General features: G+C 63.3%; 18 protein-coding genes and 1 pseudogene. 11 read left to right on the top strand and 8 right to left on the bottom strand.

Translation table 11 applies throughout. From position 1 onward, the window contains the following. Positions 1 to 93: 93 nt before the first annotated feature. Complete coding sequence (gene dnaG / locus G5V57_RS00525; RefSeq protein ID WP_165165642.1) at positions 94 to 2055, bottom strand: DNA primase; 1962 nt, start codon at positions 2053 to 2055, stop codon at positions 94 to 96. Positions 2056 to 2272: 217 nt separating this feature from the next. Beyond that, complete coding sequence (locus tag G5V57_RS00530) at positions 2273 to 2866, bottom strand: DUF4126 domain-containing protein (RefSeq protein ID WP_165165644.1); 594 nt, start codon at positions 2864 to 2866, stop codon at positions 2273 to 2275. 321 nt (positions 2867 to 3187) lie between these two features. On the opposite strand from G5V57_RS00530, the gene G5V57_RS00535 reads away from it, so the two are divergent. The 9 genes and pseudogenes from G5V57_RS00535 to G5V57_RS35020 form a co-directional block, all read left to right on the top strand. Then, complete coding sequence (locus G5V57_RS00535; protein WP_165165646.1) at positions 3188 to 3442, top strand: hypothetical protein; 255 nt, start codon at positions 3188 to 3190, stop codon at positions 3440 to 3442. After that, the gene (locus tag G5V57_RS00540; RefSeq protein ID WP_165165648.1) at positions 3439 to 4335 is read left to right on the top strand and encodes a DMT family transporter; all 897 of its coding nucleotides are present in this window, start codon (positions 3439 to 3441) and stop codon (positions 4333 to 4335) included. The genes G5V57_RS00535 and G5V57_RS00540 overlap by 4 nt, the downstream gene beginning before the upstream one ends. Before the next feature lie 36 nt (positions 4336 to 4371). Then, positions 4372 to 4791 (top strand): organic hydroperoxide resistance protein, encoded by a 420-nt coding sequence (locus tag G5V57_RS00545; protein ID WP_165165650.1) that lies wholly within the window; start codon positions 4372 to 4374, stop codon positions 4789 to 4791. Positions 4792 to 5081: 290 nt separating this feature from the next. Then, entirely contained in the window at positions 5082 to 5429 is a 348-nt protein-coding gene (locus G5V57_RS00550; RefSeq protein ID WP_165165652.1) for a YciI family protein, read from the top strand. Then, positions 5426 to 6664: an RNA polymerase sigma factor gene (locus G5V57_RS00555; protein WP_165165654.1), complete on the top strand. Its 1239-nt coding sequence runs from the start codon at positions 5426 to 5428 to the stop codon at positions 6662 to 6664. The genes G5V57_RS00550 and G5V57_RS00555 overlap by 4 nt, the downstream gene beginning before the upstream one ends. Before the next feature lie 249 nt (positions 6665 to 6913). Continuing rightward, a complete protein-coding gene (locus G5V57_RS00560; RefSeq protein ID WP_165165656.1) occupies positions 6914 to 7573 on the top strand; it encodes an orotidine 5'-phosphate decarboxylase / HUMPS family protein in 660 nt (219 codons plus the stop codon). Continuing rightward, positions 7558 to 8064 carry an SIS domain-containing protein gene (locus G5V57_RS00565; protein ID WP_165165658.1) on the top strand — a complete coding sequence of 169 codons (507 nt, stop codon included), beginning with the start codon at positions 7558 to 7560 and terminating at the stop codon, positions 8062 to 8064. The genes G5V57_RS00560 and G5V57_RS00565 overlap by 16 nt, the downstream gene beginning before the upstream one ends. Before the next feature lie 59 nt (positions 8065 to 8123). Next, complete coding sequence (locus G5V57_RS00570; protein ID WP_165165660.1) at positions 8124 to 9038, top strand: PfkB family carbohydrate kinase; 915 nt, start codon at positions 8124 to 8126, stop codon at positions 9036 to 9038. A 229-nt stretch (positions 9039 to 9267) separates the two neighbouring features. Next, positions 9268 to 9471, top strand: a pseudogene (locus G5V57_RS35020) (hypothetical protein); the annotation flags it as partial. A gap of 83 nt (positions 9472 to 9554) precedes the next feature. On the opposite strand, the gene G5V57_RS00580 reads toward G5V57_RS35020, so the two are convergent. Together G5V57_RS00580 and G5V57_RS00585 are read right to left on the bottom strand one after the other, a co-directional pair. Then, positions 9555 to 10391, bottom strand: coding sequence for a prephenate dehydrogenase/arogenate dehydrogenase family protein (locus tag G5V57_RS00580; protein ID WP_165165664.1), 837 nt, complete (start codon positions 10389 to 10391; stop codon positions 9555 to 9557). Positions 10392 to 10598: 207 nt separating this feature from the next. Next, positions 10599 to 11060, bottom strand: a complete 462-nt coding sequence (locus tag G5V57_RS00585) for a GatB/YqeY domain-containing protein (protein ID WP_165165666.1) — start codon at positions 11058 to 11060, stop codon at positions 10599 to 10601. A 114-nt stretch (positions 11061 to 11174) separates the two neighbouring features. On the opposite strand from G5V57_RS00585, the gene carA reads away from it, so the two are divergent. Both carA and G5V57_RS00595 read left to right on the top strand, forming a co-directional pair. Then, the gene (carA, locus tag G5V57_RS00590) at positions 11175 to 12410 is read left to right on the top strand and encodes a glutamine-hydrolyzing carbamoyl-phosphate synthase small subunit (RefSeq protein ID WP_165165668.1); all 1236 of its coding nucleotides are present in this window, start codon (positions 11175 to 11177) and stop codon (positions 12408 to 12410) included. Between the two features lie 278 nt (positions 12411 to 12688). Beyond that, positions 12689 to 13684, top strand: coding sequence for a CorA family divalent cation transporter (locus G5V57_RS00595; protein ID WP_165165670.1), 996 nt, complete (start codon positions 12689 to 12691; stop codon positions 13682 to 13684). Here the strand turns inward: G5V57_RS00595 and G5V57_RS00600 are convergent, their stop codons facing one another. The 4 genes from G5V57_RS00600 to G5V57_RS00615 all read right to left on the bottom strand — a co-directional run bounded on the left by G5V57_RS00600 (position 13685) and on the right by G5V57_RS00615 (position 16624). Then, positions 13685 to 14281 carry an SCO family protein gene (locus G5V57_RS00600; protein ID WP_246737479.1) on the bottom strand — a complete coding sequence of 199 codons (597 nt, stop codon included), beginning with the start codon at positions 14279 to 14281 and terminating at the stop codon, positions 13685 to 13687. It abuts the gene before it with no gap. A 2-nt stretch (positions 14282 to 14283) separates the two neighbouring features. Then, positions 14284 to 14766, bottom strand: a complete 483-nt coding sequence (locus G5V57_RS00605; RefSeq protein ID WP_165165672.1) for a copper chaperone PCu(A)C — start codon at positions 14764 to 14766, stop codon at positions 14284 to 14286. Between the two features lie 10 nt (positions 14767 to 14776). Next, the gene (locus G5V57_RS00610) at positions 14777 to 16141 is read right to left on the bottom strand and encodes a PepSY domain-containing protein (RefSeq protein ID WP_165165674.1); all 1365 of its coding nucleotides are present in this window, start codon (positions 16139 to 16141) and stop codon (positions 14777 to 14779) included. A gap of 81 nt (positions 16142 to 16222) precedes the next feature. Next, positions 16223 to 16624, bottom strand: a complete 402-nt coding sequence (locus G5V57_RS00615; RefSeq protein WP_165165676.1) for a hypothetical protein — start codon at positions 16622 to 16624, stop codon at positions 16223 to 16225. Position 16625: the final 1 nt, after the last annotated feature.

A 16625-nucleotide genomic window follows, 5' to 3' on the forward strand; every position in this document is an offset into this window, starting at 1 on the left:
TACCCGCCGGCCCGTTAACCCGTTCCTAACCTTACCCCACGCGCTTCGGACGGATATCGGTTCCCTCCGATCGCGCCTGATCGATGTACATCCCTAGACAGCGTTCGCGCTGCGCCCCGAGGCCTCGCCAAACCCTTCGATATGGGCTTCCATTCCGACGTGGGATGCCAGCTCTTCGCGGATCTGATTGAGCGCGACGAGCCTCTCCTCCGTCGGATCGGCGGCGAATTGTGCCTCGGCAGCCTTGAGCTCCCGATCCAGAGTTACGCTTTTCCTGTGCAGGGCGAACATCTGACGAAGCGCTGTCCGGGCGTCCGCAGACGCAGCACCGGGGTTCAGGAACCATTCGTTCAGACGTACAGCCTGGCTTTCAAGGCGGGCCACAACCGGGCCGAAACCTTTATCGTTCAGGTGGTCCTTGAGAGACGATCCGTCAAGACCTTCTCTCAGGGCGGCCATATCTATGATTTGCCGCTTGAGCGAGTCAAGCTCGTGTGAAACGAATTCCGCTGCGGCATAATCATCCAGGAAATCATGCAGAAGCTCGGGATGATTGATAATTGCCAGGAGTAAAAGCCGCTCCCGGCGCTCCTGCTCATGCTGGCTGCTGCGTTGCGCCAGCGGGCTCGACCGCAAGCCGGCGCTGGCGGGAGCGGAATAATCATGCGGGAGCGGCCGGGCCCGGGGCCCCCGCCGCGCCTGAACAAGGGGCTTTGGCAGCGCATTTTTGCCCCGTCCCCGGCCGAAGGCGCGCTGAGAGGGCCCGCCCTGGGGGGCCAGATGCCGGGCGAGTTTCGCCTTGAAATCCTCGCCATAATATTTGCGCACCGTCTCATCGCCGATCTCGCGCACCAGGCTCGTGAGCCTCACCTCGAAGGAGGCGCGCCCGTCCGGCGTATCGATCCGGGCCTGATCGGCCTCGCGGTTCCACAGCACTTCGGCGAGCGGTCGGGCCTCGGCGATCACGTTTTTCAGGGCCTCGGCGCCCTCGTGCTTGAGGAGGTCGTCCGGGTCCTGGCCTTCCGGCAGCAGCGCGAATTTGAGCGAATGGCCGGGCTTGAGGAGCGGCAGCGCCAGATCGAGCGCCCGATAGGCGGCCTTGAGCCCCGCCGCATCACCATCGAAGCAGAGGGTGGGAGACGGCGCGATCCGCCACAGGAGGGCCAATTGGTCGGTGGTGAGCGCGGTCCCGAGCGGCGCCACCACATGGCCGATCCCGGCGCGATGCAGCGCGATCGCATCCATATAGCCCTCGACCGCGATGATCTCGCCCGCCTGGTGGGCGAGTGCGCGCGCTTTGTCGAGATTGTAGAGGACGAAGCCCTTGTGAAAGAGCGCCGTCTCGGGCGAATTGAGATATTTCGCGAGCGCATCCTTGGACAGCGCCCGGCCGCCAAAGGCGATCACCCTCCCCCGCGGATCGCGGATCGGGAACATCACCCGGTCGCGGAAGCGGTCATAGGCGACCGGGATATCCTCACCAGTGACGACGAGGCCTGCTTCCGCCATCTGCTCGACGGTCACGCCCTTGTCCGCGAGGTGGCTGCGCAAGGCGGATCGGTCGTCGGGTCCGTAGCCCAAGCGGAATTCCTGCTGGATGGCGGCAGTGAGGCCGCGATCGGCAAGATAGCCGCGCGCTTTGGCGCCTTTGGCCGATTGCAGCATCTCCTCGAAGAACTTCGCCGCGAGTTCCATCACGTCATAAAGACTGGTGCGCAGCTTTTCGCGCCGCTCATCATCTTCCGACACATTGGGCATCGGCAGGCCGGCTTCCTGCGCCAGTCTTTCGACGGCTTCCGGGAAGCTCACCCCTTCCTTTTCGGTGAGGAAGGTGAAGATGTCGCCCGACGCCTTGCAGCCGAAGCAGTGATAACGCCCTTTTCGATCCTCGACATGGAAGGAGGCCGTCTTCTCATTGTGGAAGGGACAGCAGCCCCAGAAATCGCCCCGGCCCGGATTGGACTTGCGCCGGTCCCATTGCACATGCCGGCCCACCACCGTGGACGCCGACACGCGGGCCCTGATCTCGTCGAGGAAGGTGGGGGAAAATCTCATAGCCTACCAATGACCACATATGTCGGGGCGAAGCGTTAAGCCAAATCCGCCCATGCACAGCCTTTCAACATAAAAGCGGCGAACAAAGGGAGAAACCAGATAGATCGTCGCCCTGGCAAAAGCCGGGGCTCACTAAATTCCTGCCACACGACCAGCACCAGCCGTTTTGTGCGTATTGAAACGGCCCCGGCTTTCGTAAGGGCAACGAGGGAAGACGCTACCCACTTCCCTGGATTTCAGGCTTGGGCTGACGTCGTAGCAACCTGCGAATCGTCATCACCGCGAACCAGCAGAACAGGATCACGACGCCGAGCGCCACGAAGGGCACGGCCAGCGCCAGCAACGACACCAGCGCCGCCCCGCCCAGTTCCCCGGTCGCCACCACCGGATTGCCGAGCCCGCCGGTGAAGACGGTGGAATTGGCCCGGATGAAGGCGGTGACACCTTGCGTGATGCCGGCCGCACCGCCACCCGCGATGACGGCGGCCGTCCATTTCACCAAAGGGGGCAGATCCGCCATCACGGCGGCGGAAACCAGCGTGCCGGCCACCAGGGCCGTAGGTGTGGCGATCGTGTCGAGCAGATTGTCGACGCCCGGAATATAGAAAGCGAGAATCTCGGCGAGCGCGGCGACACCCAGCATGATCACGGCGGCCGGGCTCGCGAGCCAGGCGAAGCCGTCACTGATCGGAATATATCCGCCATAGGCGGCGACGCTGGTGATGAGAAGCGGCAGGAAGACCCGGAAGCCCACCCCCGAGGCGAGCCCGACGCCGAGGGCGATCGAAACCGCGTAATCGAAAGGTGTCATGGCCATCACTCCTCAACCGCCGACAATATAGTGAGTCTCAGATCCGAATGCATGCACACCAATCCTCCCTCCGCCGCGCGAAGCGCGGGAGGGTGGCGCGCGGAACGCGCGACGGGTGGGGTCTCTCCGCAAGCGAGATCTTTCAAGCAAGATGATTGCAAGCTGTTCAGACTAATTGATGAACACGTGTCGGCGGCGAGCCCGCACCCGTCCGCCCTGTGGGCGGACACCCTCCCCGCGCTGCGCGCGGCGGAGGGACATTGCGTTATCCTCGCACCTGTGTGGCCGAGGGTAGAAGCGCATTCGTCATGAGATGCGTGAATGTGCGACCCCACGACCCATGCGGCGGGCGCATGCTATCCGCCCGCTCCCTGCTCTGGCTTGCCGAGCGCCGCTCTGCGACCATGGCGCATGCAGAGACTCGGCTGGCATGACAATGATCTGAAACAGGTCGGCGCCGATTTCGGTGTTGCGGCCGAAGTCGCGGCCTGTGACGAGCAGGCCCGGCTCGCGCTCCAGTTGGCGGAATATTCCAACAGCGTCTATGCCGACCATATCGCGGTGCGCCCTTCATGAATGAGACATCCTCTGCGTCGGGCCGCCCGCTCTGGCTGCTGCTCGCGCCCGCCATCTTTCTCGTTCTCTGGTCGGGCGGCTACAGCATCGCCAAGCTCGGCATCCTGCATGCCGAGCCGCTGACCTTCCTCGCTTTGCGCTACGCCGCCGTGCTGATCATCCTGGCGCCCTTCGCCATCGCCATGAAGCCCGCCTGGCCGACGAAGCCGGCGCAATGGTTCCACATCGCTTTTGTCGGCTTCCTGATCCAGGGCGTCTATTTCGGCCTCTGCTATCTCGCCTTCAATGCAGGTGCGTCCGCCGGCACCGTCGCCATCATCGTCTGCCTGCAGCCGATCCTGGTCGGACTGATCGCGCCCTACTTCGCGCGTGAACGCGTCAGCGCGCTGCGCTGGCTGGGCCTCGTCCTCGGGCTCGCCGGCGCGGCCACCGTTATTCTCGGCCAGTCGGCGGTCAAGGCGGAAAGCATCTTCGGCATCCTGTGCTCCATCGGCGCGCTCATCGGCATCACAGCCGGCACCTTGTGGGAGAAGCGCTTCGGTGTCAGCCATCATCCGATCGTGTCGAACATGGTCCAATATGTGGCAGGCCTCGCCAGCACCTTGCCCCTGGCGCTCGCCACCGAAACGCTCGCCGTCGACTGGACCTCGCCGGAATTCTACGCGTCCTTCGCCTATCTTGTGATCGCCAATTCGCTGATCTCGATGACCTTGCTGCTGGCGATGATCCGGGCCGGCGAGGTCTCGCGCGTTTCGTCTCTCTTTTATCTTGTGCCACCGGTCGCGACGCTGATGGCCTGGCCGATCCTCGGCGAAGCGATGCCGCCCTTGGCCTGGCTCGGCATGGGCATCGCCGCGATCGGCGTCGCGATTGCGAGCCGCCGGTCGGCGTGAGATAGTCCCCGTCCCCATTTCAAGGAGGTCCCGAAGATGAAAGCACTTTACACCGCTCATGGCAGCGCAACCGGCGGTCGCGACGGACAAGGCCGCACCGATGACGGCAAGATCGACGTCAAGCTGACGCTGCCCAAGGAGATGGGCGGCTCCGGCACCGGCACGAATCCGGAGCAGCTGTTCTCGGTCGGCTATTCCGCCTGCTATCTGGGCGCGCTCAAATTCGTGGCCGGCAAGGAGAATGTGAAAATCTCCGACGCGGCGAAAGTGTCGGCCAATGTCGGCATCGGCGAACGTGACGACAAGCAGGGCTTCGGCCTCGTCGTGGCGCTCGAAGTGAGCCTGCCGGGCATCGACAAGGCGAAGGCCGAGGACCTCGTCAAGAAGGCCCATGTCGTGTGCCCCTACAGCCACGCCACCAAGGGCAATGTCCAGGTCACGACCACGGTCGTGTGACCGGGCTCTCGCCCATACCTCCCCTTCTCCCGCTTGCGGGAGAAGGTGGCCGAAGGCCGGATGAGGGTGTATCTCGCCGAGTGATCGGAATCTCATAGAGCACGATATCCCAGCCGACACCCTCACCCGCCCTATTGGGCACCCTCTCCCGCAAGCAAGCGGGAGAGGGGGAAAGCTAGAGAGCGAGGGGAGATCAAAAATCTCGTTTCCGATGTCGATCGGACTTCTGCCCAAACGACTATGGTTCAGCGATCGAGCCGATCGCCACTGAAGCCCTCAGGAGACGAACCATGAAATACATGCTTTTGCTCTATCGTGACGAAAGCCGCTTCAAGAAGACGGACACTGACATGTCCGCCCCTTACATCGCCTATACGCAGGCCTTGATGGGCGCCGGCGTGCTGGCCGGCGGCGACCGCCTGCAGCCGGTCGAAACCGCTTCCACGGTGCGCCAGGTGAACGGCGAGACGTCGGTCCTCGACGGACCCTATGCCGACTCCAAGGAGCAATTGGGCGGCTTCTACATCATCGATGTGCCCGACCTCGATTCAGCCCTGAAATGGGCGGCGCGCTGTCCCGGGGCCACGCAAGGCAGCGTCGAGGTCCGTCCGCTGTGGTCGATGCCGCCCCCCAAATGAGCGATGCGGCCAGCCTGTCGCCTGCCGCCGTCGAGCATGTCGCGCGGGCGAGCTACGGCAAGCTGGTCGCCTATCTCTCGGCCCGCACGCGTGATGTCGCCAAGGCCGAGGACGCTCTCGCGTTTTCCTTTCTCGAGGCGCTTAGCCGCTGGCCGAAAAGCGGCATTCCGGACAGCCCGGAAGCTTGGCTCCTCACCGTCGCAAGGCGGCAGCTGGTCGATCAGGCGCGGCGCGCCATGACAGCCGAGCGGGGCATCGATCATCTGACGCTGCTTTCGGAAGAGCTGCGCGAGGCGCCGCATGACATACCGGATGAACGGCTCAGCCTGATGTTCGCCTGCGCCCATCCGGCGATCGATGTCCGCATGCGCGCACCGCTCATCCTGCAGACCGTGCTGGGCTTCGATGCGGCAAATATCGCCCGGGCATTTCTGATCGCGCCCGCCACGATGAGCCAGCGCCTGGTGCGCGCCAAGGCCAAGATCAAGGATGCCGGCATTCCCTTCCGCATCCCCGCGCGCGATGAATTGCCCGAGCGCCTCGAGGCGGTGCTGGCCGCCGCCTACGCCACCTTCAGTGCCGGCTGGGCCGATCCGATGGGCGCTGATGCTCAGAGGAAAGGCCTCGCCGATGAGGCCATCTGGCTCGCCCGCCTCATTGTCGAACTTTTGCCGGAGGAGCCCGAAGCACTGGGCCTCCTGGCGCTGCTGCTCCATATCGACGCGCGCCGCCTCGCCCGCCGTGACGATTTCGGACGCTTCATTCCGCTGATGGAGCAGGATCCGGCCCGCTGGCGCAGCGGCATGATCGAGGAGGCCGATGCCCTCCTCTCCAGGGCCAGCACATTCCGTTGCATCGGGCGTTATCAGCTCGAAGCGGCGATCCAGTCGGCCCATGCGATCAGGAGGCGCACCGGCCGCGCCGATTGGGCTGCGCTCGAGCGGCTTTATGACCGGCTTTACGAACTCACCCGCTCGCCCGTCGTGGCACTCAATCGTGCTGTCATCATTGCGGAAACACGCGGCGCCCAGGAAGGCCTCGAAGTGCTCGATGCCTTGGCGCAGGACAAGCGCCTCGCCGACTACCAGCCTTATTGGGCGGCGCGCGCCGATCTCCTGGCGCGCCTGTCCGACAAAGCGGCCGCCAATGACGCCTATTTGCGCGCCATCGGCCTCGAAGCCGATCCGGCGGTCAGGGATTTCCTGGAAGAGCGCCGCAAGCGTGTCATGGCTTGAGCCACGGCCGGTTTTGTCCTAACCCTTGGTGCTTGATGATTTCGGACATAAACCTCTCAAAATCTCTCATGCTGAGGTGGCCGCGAAGCAGCCCTCGAAGCATCCATCAGGATAGAGCCAGAATGCTTCATGACACCCTTCGAGGCTACCCCGGCTCAAGGCCGGGGTCGCACCTCAGGGTGAGGGTGACGGGACGAATTGATCTCACGCTTTAACTCTTCAAAATAAGAATGGCCTTGGGGGAAACACGTGCTCTTGCAGATCGCCTTCGACAAGCCCGAACATCTCTCCCTCCTGCCTTTGGTCAAGCCCTATGCCGATATCATCGAGATCGGCACGCCGCTTCTGAAGCGCTTCGGCGTTGCGGCCATCACCACCGCGCGCGAGCTCTGCCCCGATGTGCTGGTGCTCGCCGACACCAAGACCGTCGATGGCGGCCAGTTCGAGGCGGATATGGTGTTCGGCGCCGGCGCCGCCTTCATGACGGTGCTCTCCTGCGCCTCCACCGCGACCCATGAGACAGTCGGCCGGCGCGCGCAATTCTTCGGCGCGACGGTCATCGTCGACACCATCACCGAATCCGGCAAAGCGGAGCTGCTGCCCAAGGGCGCATCCTTTCCGGAAAACTTCGGCTATGTCGCCGTCCATTCGCCGACCGATGCCCGCCTCGCCGGCAACACATCGACCGCGCATATCGATGCGGTGCGGCAGGTGCACGACAAAGGCTTCCGCGTATCGCTCGCCGGCGGCATCGGCCCTGCGACGCTCGATGCGGTGATCGCCGTCAATCCTGAGATCGTCGTCGTCGGCAGCGCCATCACCGAGGCCGCCAATCCGAAAGAGGTGTTACAATGGATCCGCGACAGACTGCCCGATCCCGGCCGTGGCTGGCCGTGGGACAGGAAATAGCGGAGCTCCTCGCCCGTATCGACGCCGGCGCCTTCACGAAGGTGGTTGGCGCCTTCGGCGATCCCGGGCAGCGCTGGTTCTTCTCAGGCCAAGGCCGTTCCGGGCTCGTCGCCCAGATGGCGGCGATGCGTTTCATGCATATTGGTCGCACGGTGCATTTCGTCGGCGAAGTCTCCGCCCCATCGATCCGCAAAGGTGATGCGCTGCTCGTCATATCGGGCTCGGGCGAAACGCCGGTCAGCGTCGGCTTCGCCCGCATCGCGAAAGAGGAAGGTGCGAAGGTCGTGACGCTGACCCATAAACCCAAAGGCGCGCTTGCCGGCATCGCCGATATCGTGCTCGCCGTCCCGGTCGAGACGACCGAGCAGTTCGGCGGCAGCCTCTTCGAGCAATCCTGTCTCCTGCTGCTCGACGGCGTCATATTGAGCCTCGCGCGCGAAATGCCGGACGCGCACAAGATCATGCTGCATCGCCACACCAACCTGCAGTGAGGCAATGCTAATTCACTCGCCCACGAAATTTCCCTTCTCCCGCAAGCGGGAGAAGGGAAATGATTGAAACGCCTGCCGTCCTCAGCATCGGCGACGGCATCATCGACGCGGTCGAGCTTTCGCCCGGCAATGTCGAGAATTTCCCAGGCGGGGCGGGGCTCAATCTCGCTGTCGGCCTCGCGCGGCTGGGGCTCGCTTCGCAATTGGTGACGCGCTTCGGCCTCGACCGCTACGGGTTCCTGATCGAGCGCTATCTGCGTGAGGAAGGGGTGCGCATCTTCAACGCGCCCAATGTCGATTTCACCGGTGTGGCCTTTTCACGCCGGCGCAATGGCGAGCCGACTTACGAATTCACGCCCGAAATGTATCGTCGCCGCATCGCCTTCACCGAAGACGTGATGATCGCGATCGAAAACGCCGCCTCGATTGCGGTCAATTCCTTCCCCTTCGACGATACGAGTCAGACCGATGCTCTGGTCGAAGCACTCTCTCCTGCAATAGGCCTGATCGTCGTCGATCCCAATCCGCGTCCACGCCTCATTCACGACATGGCCGCCTATCGCGCCGGCGCCGAGCGTGCGATGGCCAAAGCCGCGCTCGTCAAGCTCAGCGACGAGGACGCGGGCTTGTTTTATGACGGCGATCGTGACGCCGCCATCGGCCGCCTCTTCGGCCTCGGCGTCGAAGCGCTGCTGCTCACACATGGCAGTGAAGGCGCAAGCCTCCACACCCGTTCCGGCCTGTCGGTCTCGGTTCCGGTCGCCGCGCCGATGAAACCAATCGTCGACACGATGGGCGCCGGCGATGCGACGCTCGCCACGGTGATCGCCTTCATCCTGCGCCAGGGCATGCCTGGCAATGCCGAAGACTGGCGTCTGTGCTTGACCGAAGCGATGCAGGTCGCCGCCGCGACCTGTGCTCATGCCGGCGGCGGCCTGGTCCTACCGGAAATGCGTCTGAAAGCCCAGGGTTGAGCGCTCTCTCATGCTTCCCTTCTCCCGCCTGCGGGGCGAGACGCGGTAGCGAAGCTGACAAAAAGGTCCAGTGGACCTTTTTGAGCGACGAGCGCCGGAGCGCAAGCGAAGGCCTTCAGTGGCCGAAGGCCGGATGAGGGTGTTCCTTAAGGCAATGATAACGCGCGTCATTGAGTCGAAATGCCTGACCCAGGCGCCCAGTCTGCGCCGCAACTAGACATCCGCGGAGTCCCGTTTGTGGTTGGGCCTGCGCGGGCAGCGCCTTCACGGTCATAAATTCACTCGACAGCATTCCCTAGATCACGATGAGTTTGGGTTGAATCAACCCAAACTCATAAACGTGATCGATTCTTATATGTTAGCGCGGGATTCTTGCGAAAAACCGGTATCCACTTTTTCGCATCCCGCGCTAGCCAAGCTGCCGCCCGATTGACCAACACCCTCATCCGCCCTTCGGGCACCTTCTCCCGCAAGGCAAACGGGCGAAGGGGAAAATCGGTCAGCCACGACCTCTGCTCATGCCGGTGGCGGGCTGATGTTTCCCGACACGCCGCTCAAAGCGCGAAGGTCACCGCTTCTCCTCGCCAAAGGCGGACGGCGGAGTTCAACTGGGGATTGATGCAAGTCGGCGTCGAGAGCCGAGGCAAGATCGAAGAAGCGGCGCCGCACCTCCAGGGCATAGGGGTTCAGGCGCTCGATCGCATCGAATAGTTCGGGCGGGTCGTGGCGTACCATCTCGACAGCCTCGTAAAGCAGATCGAAGCTGCGCGTCGTGATCAGATCCGGCAACGGCTCCATTTTGACGAGCACCTTCGCGATGAGATGGGTCAACCCCTGCGAAAGGGCGGCGTCCCGATCATGTACATCAGGCGTCGTTGTGACCACCTTGAGTCCGAGCGCGATCTGAAGGAAAGCGGCGACGCGCCTGTGACTGCGTCCCCTTACCGGGCAAAGCGCGATCTTGAGGCCTCGCACGCCGCTGCGGGCGCTTTGTGGTCCGAACAGCGGGTGCGTCGCAACAATGTCGACATAGGGCGGAAGCAGCTCTCGCATGAGACGCGCAGGCTCGACCTTCACCGATCCGACGTCGAGAACCAACGCGCCGGGTCTGACATGGGGGGCGATGGCCCTTATCGTGTCCGCCATGCGCGCAACGGGAACAGCGATCACCACAATCTGACACCCGGCCGTCTCGGCCAGTCCCGCGCTCCCGGCAAAGGCTGGATCGAAAACATGGAGAGCGAAATGGGGCGAAAGGTGGCAGGCGGCCAGACGCCCGAAGGCGCCGAAGCCGATGAGGCCAAGCGAAAGTCGGCGATGAGGCCGATGTGACGCATCTTGGAGGGCAGGCATTCGGAAAGCTCCGCTGGCAGGCTGCCGAGCCAGAGCTGTCTACCGGAACACAACCGCTGGCCAAGCAGCGGTTGAAGGACGACAAAGCACCCCGCCGCTAATGAAGCGGCGCGTAATACATTCCGGTGACGAAAAGGGTCCTGGTCATGATGTGCGGATAGCGAACCGTGCCGTCGGTGTCAATGACGTCTCTGGAGCGCGTCGAGTTCAACTCCCCAAAAGCCCCTTGATCACGCCGCCGGCCTTGCCGAAATCGATCTGGCCCGAATATTTGGCCTTGAGCGCGCCCATCACCTTGCCCATGTCCTTGATCGACGTGGCGCCTGTGTCCTTGATGACCTGGGCGATCGCCGCCTTCACTTCCTCGTCCGAAAGCTGCTTCGGCATGTAGTCCTGGATGATCGCGATCTCCTCGCGCTCCTGGGCGGCAAGCTCGTCGCGCCCGGCCTTTTCATAGATCTCCAGGCTCTCCTGGCGCTGTTTGACCATCTTGGCCATGACCTCGACGATCTGCGCGTCATTGACGCCGGCGTCGGGTCCGGCCGTGCGGTTCAGGATGTCGCGGTCCTTGATGGCGGAATTGACGAGGCGCAGCGTCGAGACGCGCCTTTTGTCGCCCGATTTCATCGCCTCTTTCAGGCTGTCATTGATCTGGTCGCGCAGGCCCATGGGAATATCCTTACCGGTGAAAGGGTTTGAGATACGCCGGGACAGCCGGCGGCGCAACCTTGACGGCCCCGGCCCGGGCCAATAAGAGAACGCAAATTCAGGAGATGCGAGTCCATGGCCAAGAAAGCCCCTGCCCGTCCGGTGAAACCGAGGGCGGCGAAGAAACCTGCGCGCCCGTCCTTCTCGGACTGGGAGACGCCGCGTATTACCGGGCTCCTGGTTCTGGCCGATGGCACCGTCATCGAGGGCCAGGGATTCGGCGCCGAGGGCGACGCCGTCGGTGAAGTCTGCTTCAACACGGCGATGACCGGCTACCAGGAGGTCCTGACCGATCCCTCCTATGCTGGCCAGATCGTCACCTTCACCTTCCCCCATATCGGCAATGTCGGCACCAATGAGGACGACATCGAGACGACCAACCTCGCCGCCACCTCGGGCGTGCGCGGCTGCGTCGTCAAGGCGTCCGTCACCGACCCCGCCAATTACCGCAGCCACCGCCATTTCAGCCAGTGGCTGAAGGCCCGGGGCATTGTTGGCCTGTCCGGTATCGACACCCGTGCCTTGACCAATCTCATCCGCGAGAAGGGCATGCCCAACGGCGTCATCGCCTACAACGCCAAGGGCAAGTTCGATCTGAAGAAACTCAAGGCCATGGCGGCCGAATGGCCGGGCCTGGTCGGCATGGATCTCGCCAAGGACGTGTCGCTGACCCAGCGTTTGGACTGGGACGAGACGACCTGGGACTGGAAGGCGGGTTACCAGCATACCAATGGCGCCAGCCACAGGGTCGTCGCCGTCGATTACGGGCTCAAGCGCAATATCCTGCGCTGCCTCACGGCTGCCGGCTGCGAGGTGACCGTCGTGCCGGCCACCGCCCAGGCCGAGGATATCCTGGCCATGAATCCGGACGGCATCTTCCTGTCGAACGGCCCCGGCGATCCGGAAGCCACCGGCGAATATGCGGTCCCTGAGATCAAGAAGCTCGTCTCCTCCGGCAAGCCCGTCTTCGGCATCTGCCTTGGCCATCAGATGCTGGCGCTGGCGCTCGGCGCCAGGACGCGCAAGATGCATCAGGGCCATCACGGCGCCAATCATCCGGTCAAGGACTTCACCACCGGCAAGGTCGAGATCACCTCGATGAATCACGGCTTCACCGTGGATCGCGAGACGCTGCCCCAAGGCGTGGTCGAGACCCATGTCTCGCTTTTCGACGGCTCCAATTGCGGCATCGCCATCGAAGGCAAGCCGGTGTTCTCGGTGCAGTATCACCCGGAAGCCTCGCCCGGCCCTCAGGACAGCCACTATCTCTTCAAGCGCTTCGTCGAGCAGATGGACAAGGCGAAGGGCTGAGCATGGGACCGAGAAAAGAGATGGAGCGCCGACAGACCCTATGAGAATGTCCGGCGCACTCATCGCCGTTCGCCCCCTCTTGCAACCGTGGGCCAAACCAGGTTGGAAATGCCACGGTGCACGCCGCCGGATGGCTTTGAGGACTCCCCTCTTCTCGCCGAATTCCCTGCAAATCCCTGCAAATCCGCTGTAAATTCCGCTGCAAACACTCCTGCAAATCCCTGCATCTCGACCTGCACCGTTACATGACTGTCACACAGGCATGTGCTTCAGAAGCGATGCCGGACAATACCCAGTCCCTCGTCTCGCCCGCCGATGTGCCGGGCTTCGTCTGCGCCTACCGCTTCGGCCCTGACGGGTCGGCAAGGCGGCTCATCGAGACCGACATCGATCCAGCACTTTCGAGTCCCGAGGGCCAGTGGCTCTGGATCCATCTCAATTCCATCGACCAGCGCTGCGCCCGCTGGCTCGCCCGATCGGGCCGCTTCTCGTCGCCCGCCATCGATTTCATCGAGCACATCCCCGCCTATCAGCTCATCGAATGTTTCCCCGCCGACGCCGCCGGCAGCGTCGCCGATCTCCGCCGCGACTTCACCGGCGAGACGCACGAGACCTGTCGTCTGCAGTTTCTTCTCGCCGAGGGCATACTCGTCACGATGCGGGCGAAGCCGGTGCGTTCGGCCGAGCTCGTCCGCCGCCATCTCGAGGCGGGACGGCCCGTTTCATCGCCCGCGCAATTGCTGCTCGCCTTCTTCATCCATTATGCGCAAGGCATCGAAAGCGTGCTGCATGACCTCGCCGCCGAGATCGAGCTCATCGAGGACCGCGTGCTCGACGAGCGCGTCACCGATGAGCGCCGGCGCGCCGTGATCGTGCGCCGTGAGGCCGCCATGCTGCACCGTCAGCAGCGCAGCCTGCGCCGCGTGCTCGCCGATACGCAACGCGCGGTCCCGCGCTTTCCCGCCGATCTTTCCGACCTGCTCGATCTCCACGCCCATCTCGACCAGGAATTCGAGCAGATCGAGCAGCGCGCCCGTCTCTTCCACGACGAGATCGACGCCAAGCTCGCCTCCGAGACCAACCGGCAGCTTTACCGCCTCTCCGTCCTCACCGCCCTCTTCCTGCCGCCTACTCTCGTCGGCGGCCTGTTCGGCATGAATCTCGAAGGAATCCCCTGGTCGGGAATGCATGGCGGCTTCTGGTTCGCGACCGCCGCCGCTCTGCTCTCTTCCGCCGGCACCTGGCTCTTCCTTCGTTACCTTGATCGGAAATGATCAGCCGTCTTTCAGAAGGCGTTTCAGTTTGGTCAATCGCATCTCCGGTGTCTCCTCGTAATCGAGCGTGCCGAAGAACCTGCCCTCGCGGTCCATGAGATAGACGAGCGCCGTGTGGTTCATCGTGTAACCGCCGTCGCTCGTCGGCACTTTCTCATAGAAGACGCGATAGAACTTGGCGATCTGAGCAAGCTCCTCGGGACTTGGTCTGAGCCCGATAATGCGCGGATCGAAGCTCGTCAGATAGTTCGTCATGAAGTCGAGCGTATCGCGCTCGGGATCGACGGTGACGAAGAAGACCTTGAGGTCCTTGGCGTCTTCGCCGAGCTTGCCGAGCGAGCTCGACATCTCATAGAGCGTCGTCGGACACACTTCCGGACAATACGTGAAACCGAAGAAGACCGCGAAGGGCTTCCCCTTCATCGTCGCGCTGTCGATCGTCCCGCCCGACGTGGCGGCGAGCTTGAACGGCCCGCCGATCGCGACCATGGGCTGCGTGGCACCGCCTTGCTGGCGCTCAAGATAGACATAGGCCGCAGCGCCGGCAAGCACGGTCACCACCACAGCCCAAAGGAAGACACGCAGAACCTTCAGCATGCTCACATCCCCTCATGCTCATGGCCCGAACCCATCGGCTCGACCTTGAACTCGACCGCGACCGCTCCCGCCTTCTCGAAAGTCAGCGTCGCCTTGAAGCGCGTGTCCTTGGTCGGCCGCTGTTTGAGGTCCATGAACATCACGTGAGTGGATTTGGATTTGAGCTCGACCGACTGGCCGGCTGGAATGACGAGACCGCCTTCGAGTTCGGACATCGACATGACGCCGTTCTCGATCTTCATGCCGTGGATCTGGCTCTTGCCGGCGATTTCCGCCGACACCGAAACGAGCCGGTCGTCTTGCGCGCCGTCATTTGTGATCTTGAAGAAGCCTGCTGCGACCTTGGCGCCCACGGGCGGCTCGGGCGTCCAGGGATGATTGATCACCAGACTGCCCGCTCTGTAGTCATGCGCCTGGGCACCCGGCGTGACAAAGAGCGCGGCGGCGAGCAAGACGGCGACGATGAGTTCCTTGAAGAGTTTCATGAAAGATCCTTCATGCGAAGAGTTTCGGAGCGAAGATATCGGCGGCCAGCGCCAAAAGGAGCGTCAGGCCGACCAGCGGAAAGATGAGACCGACGGCGCAGGCGATGATGAGGATGGTGCGCGGTATGCGCATATCCTGCGGATAGCGCGGCGCGCCGAGCGTGCCCTTGGGCCGCCTCTTCCACCACATCACGATGGCCGACACCGACATCGCGATAATGGCGAGGCAGGCCGCGAGCATCACCAGCTGATTGACGCGGCCGAATTCCTGGCCCTGATGCACGCTGACGCCGAACTCGATCGTCTTGCCGACGGGCCCCAATTCGGCGAAGCCGCCGTCGAACAGCGGCGCCCCTGAATACTGATCGAGATGGATGACGCGCTCGCCGGCAACCTGGTCGGGAAAGACCGAGGCTGAATAGACACCCTCGCCATCCTGCGGCAGGTCGACGATGTAGCCTTTGCTGATGCCGAGCCCATCGAAGATTGCCACAGCTGTGTCGAGGCCGATCGGCTCGCCCATCGTGGCGCCGCTCTGCGGCATCGGCGCGTTTTCGAGCGACCATGAAGTCTGCGTCATGGCTTTGCCCATATGGGCGGCATGCGCGTCGGACTTCGGCACCTCGGCGAAGAATTGCGCCGGATAGCCGAGCCCATACTGGTCCGCGAGGCTGTTGAGCTTGGCGCCCCAGAAGCCCGACCACGGCAGGCCGGTGATGGCGAGGAAGAAGATGAGCGCGCCGGCGAGTGCGCCGGTGACCGCATGCAGGTCGCGCCAGAAGACCCGTTGCGGCGGACGCTGCCTGATGCTCATCACCCCGCCCCGCTGACCGCGCGGCCACCACAGATAGAAGCCGGTGATGACGAGCACGAGCGTCCAGCCGGCAACGATCTCGATCACGCGGTTGGGCAGCCAGCCGAAATAGTCGAGGCTGTGGATCTTCTTGATGAACTGCATCAAAGGCGTGCGCGATGAACCTGAATCAGCGAACTGTCCCAGGACTTCGCCCGTATGGGGATTGACGAAGACCGAGAGCCTGCCTTGGCTTCCGCTGTCGATGCCGACCTCGGCGCTGCGATCGGTCGCTTCCGGCGGCGCGTAGCGGAATGCCGTTCCCGGGACCGCAGCTTGCGCTCGTTTCACGATCTCCGACGGCGCGAGCATCGCCGCATCGCTCGGCGCGACCGTAAGCTCTTTCGCATAGACGATCGCGTTGATCTCGTCCTTGAACAGATAGAGGCTGCCGGTGACGGCGAGCGAAAAAAGGAAGGGCAGGACGAGAAGTCCCGCATAGAAATGCCACCGCCATATCGCGCGATAGAGTGCGAAGGCCGGCGGCGCCGCGGTTTCCCGCGACAATTCGGCAACGGACATAAAAGTTCTCCATGGGACATGGCCGACCGCGCCAACTATGGCGCCGTCAATTGATCACTACGGATGGAAAAGGTTTCCGCTTCAGGCCGGCGGGCCGCGTGACTGGATATCCGAGGAGAAGAGGCCGAAGGCCGACAGGGCGAAGGTCTTGGGCGATGTCGGCGCCGACATTTGCCGGCGCGGATGCGGTTCGAATGTCGCATGCGCGGGCGATGTCGCCGCCATTGGCCCGCCGAACGGGCAGGCCGTCGCGCAGAGGATACAGTCTGGCTGATGCTGCACCGGCTGGCCGGGGACCCGGGTGGCGCCCACCATGGAACAGATCTCGGCCGTCGCAAGATCGCGCGACAGCAGGAACTCAGGCGTCGCCGCGGGCTTGGGCAAGAGACCGAGGATGATCGGGAGCAGCAACGCATAGAGGATGAGAACGGACCAGTTGGCCCTTCCCCGCCGCACCGCGCTGATGAAACTCCCTGCTTGCATC

The sequence above is a fragment of the Nordella sp. HKS 07 genome (genome assembly GCF_011046735.1).
Taxonomy (GTDB): Bacteria; Pseudomonadota; Alphaproteobacteria; order Rhizobiales; family Aestuariivirgaceae; genus Taklimakanibacter.

Coding starts and splice junctions, on each gene's coding strand:
- dnaG (WP_165165642.1), bottom strand. CDS start 2,055: ATGAGATTTTCCCCCACCTTCCTCGACGAGATCAGGGCCCGCGTGTCG.
- G5V57_RS00530 (WP_165165644.1), bottom strand. CDS start 2,866: ATGACACCTTTCGATTACGCGGTTTCGATCGCCCTCGGCGTCGGGCTC.
- G5V57_RS00535 (WP_165165646.1), top strand. CDS start 3,188: ATGTGCGACCCCACGACCCATGCGGCGGGCGCATGCTATCCGCCCGCT.
- G5V57_RS00540 (WP_165165648.1), top strand. CDS start 3,439: ATGAATGAGACATCCTCTGCGTCGGGCCGCCCGCTCTGGCTGCTGCTC.
- G5V57_RS00545 (WP_165165650.1), top strand. CDS start 4,372: ATGAAAGCACTTTACACCGCTCATGGCAGCGCAACCGGCGGTCGCGAC.
- G5V57_RS00550 (WP_165165652.1), top strand. CDS start 5,082: ATGAAATACATGCTTTTGCTCTATCGTGACGAAAGCCGCTTCAAGAAG.
- G5V57_RS00555 (WP_165165654.1), top strand. CDS start 5,426: ATGAGCGATGCGGCCAGCCTGTCGCCTGCCGCCGTCGAGCATGTCGCG.
- G5V57_RS00570 (WP_165165660.1), top strand. CDS start 8,124: ATGATTGAAACGCCTGCCGTCCTCAGCATCGGCGACGGCATCATCGAC.
- G5V57_RS00580 (WP_165165664.1), bottom strand. CDS start 10,391: ATGCCTGCCCTCCAAGATGCGTCACATCGGCCTCATCGCCGACTTTCG.
- G5V57_RS00585 (WP_165165666.1), bottom strand. CDS start 11,060: ATGGGCCTGCGCGACCAGATCAATGACAGCCTGAAAGAGGCGATGAAA.
- carA (WP_165165668.1), top strand. CDS start 11,175: ATGGCCAAGAAAGCCCCTGCCCGTCCGGTGAAACCGAGGGCGGCGAAG.
- G5V57_RS00595 (WP_165165670.1), top strand. CDS start 12,689: ATGCCGGACAATACCCAGTCCCTCGTCTCGCCCGCCGATGTGCCGGGC.
- G5V57_RS00600 (WP_246737479.1), bottom strand. CDS start 14,281: ATGCTGAAGGTTCTGCGTGTCTTCCTTTGGGCTGTGGTGGTGACCGTG.
- G5V57_RS00605 (WP_165165672.1), bottom strand. CDS start 14,766: ATGAAACTCTTCAAGGAACTCATCGTCGCCGTCTTGCTCGCCGCCGCG.
- G5V57_RS00610 (WP_165165674.1), bottom strand. CDS start 16,141: ATGTCCGTTGCCGAATTGTCGCGGGAAACCGCGGCGCCGCCGGCCTTC.
- G5V57_RS00615 (WP_165165676.1), bottom strand. CDS start 16,624: ATGCAAGCAGGGAGTTTCATCAGCGCGGTGCGGCGGGGAAGGGCCAAC.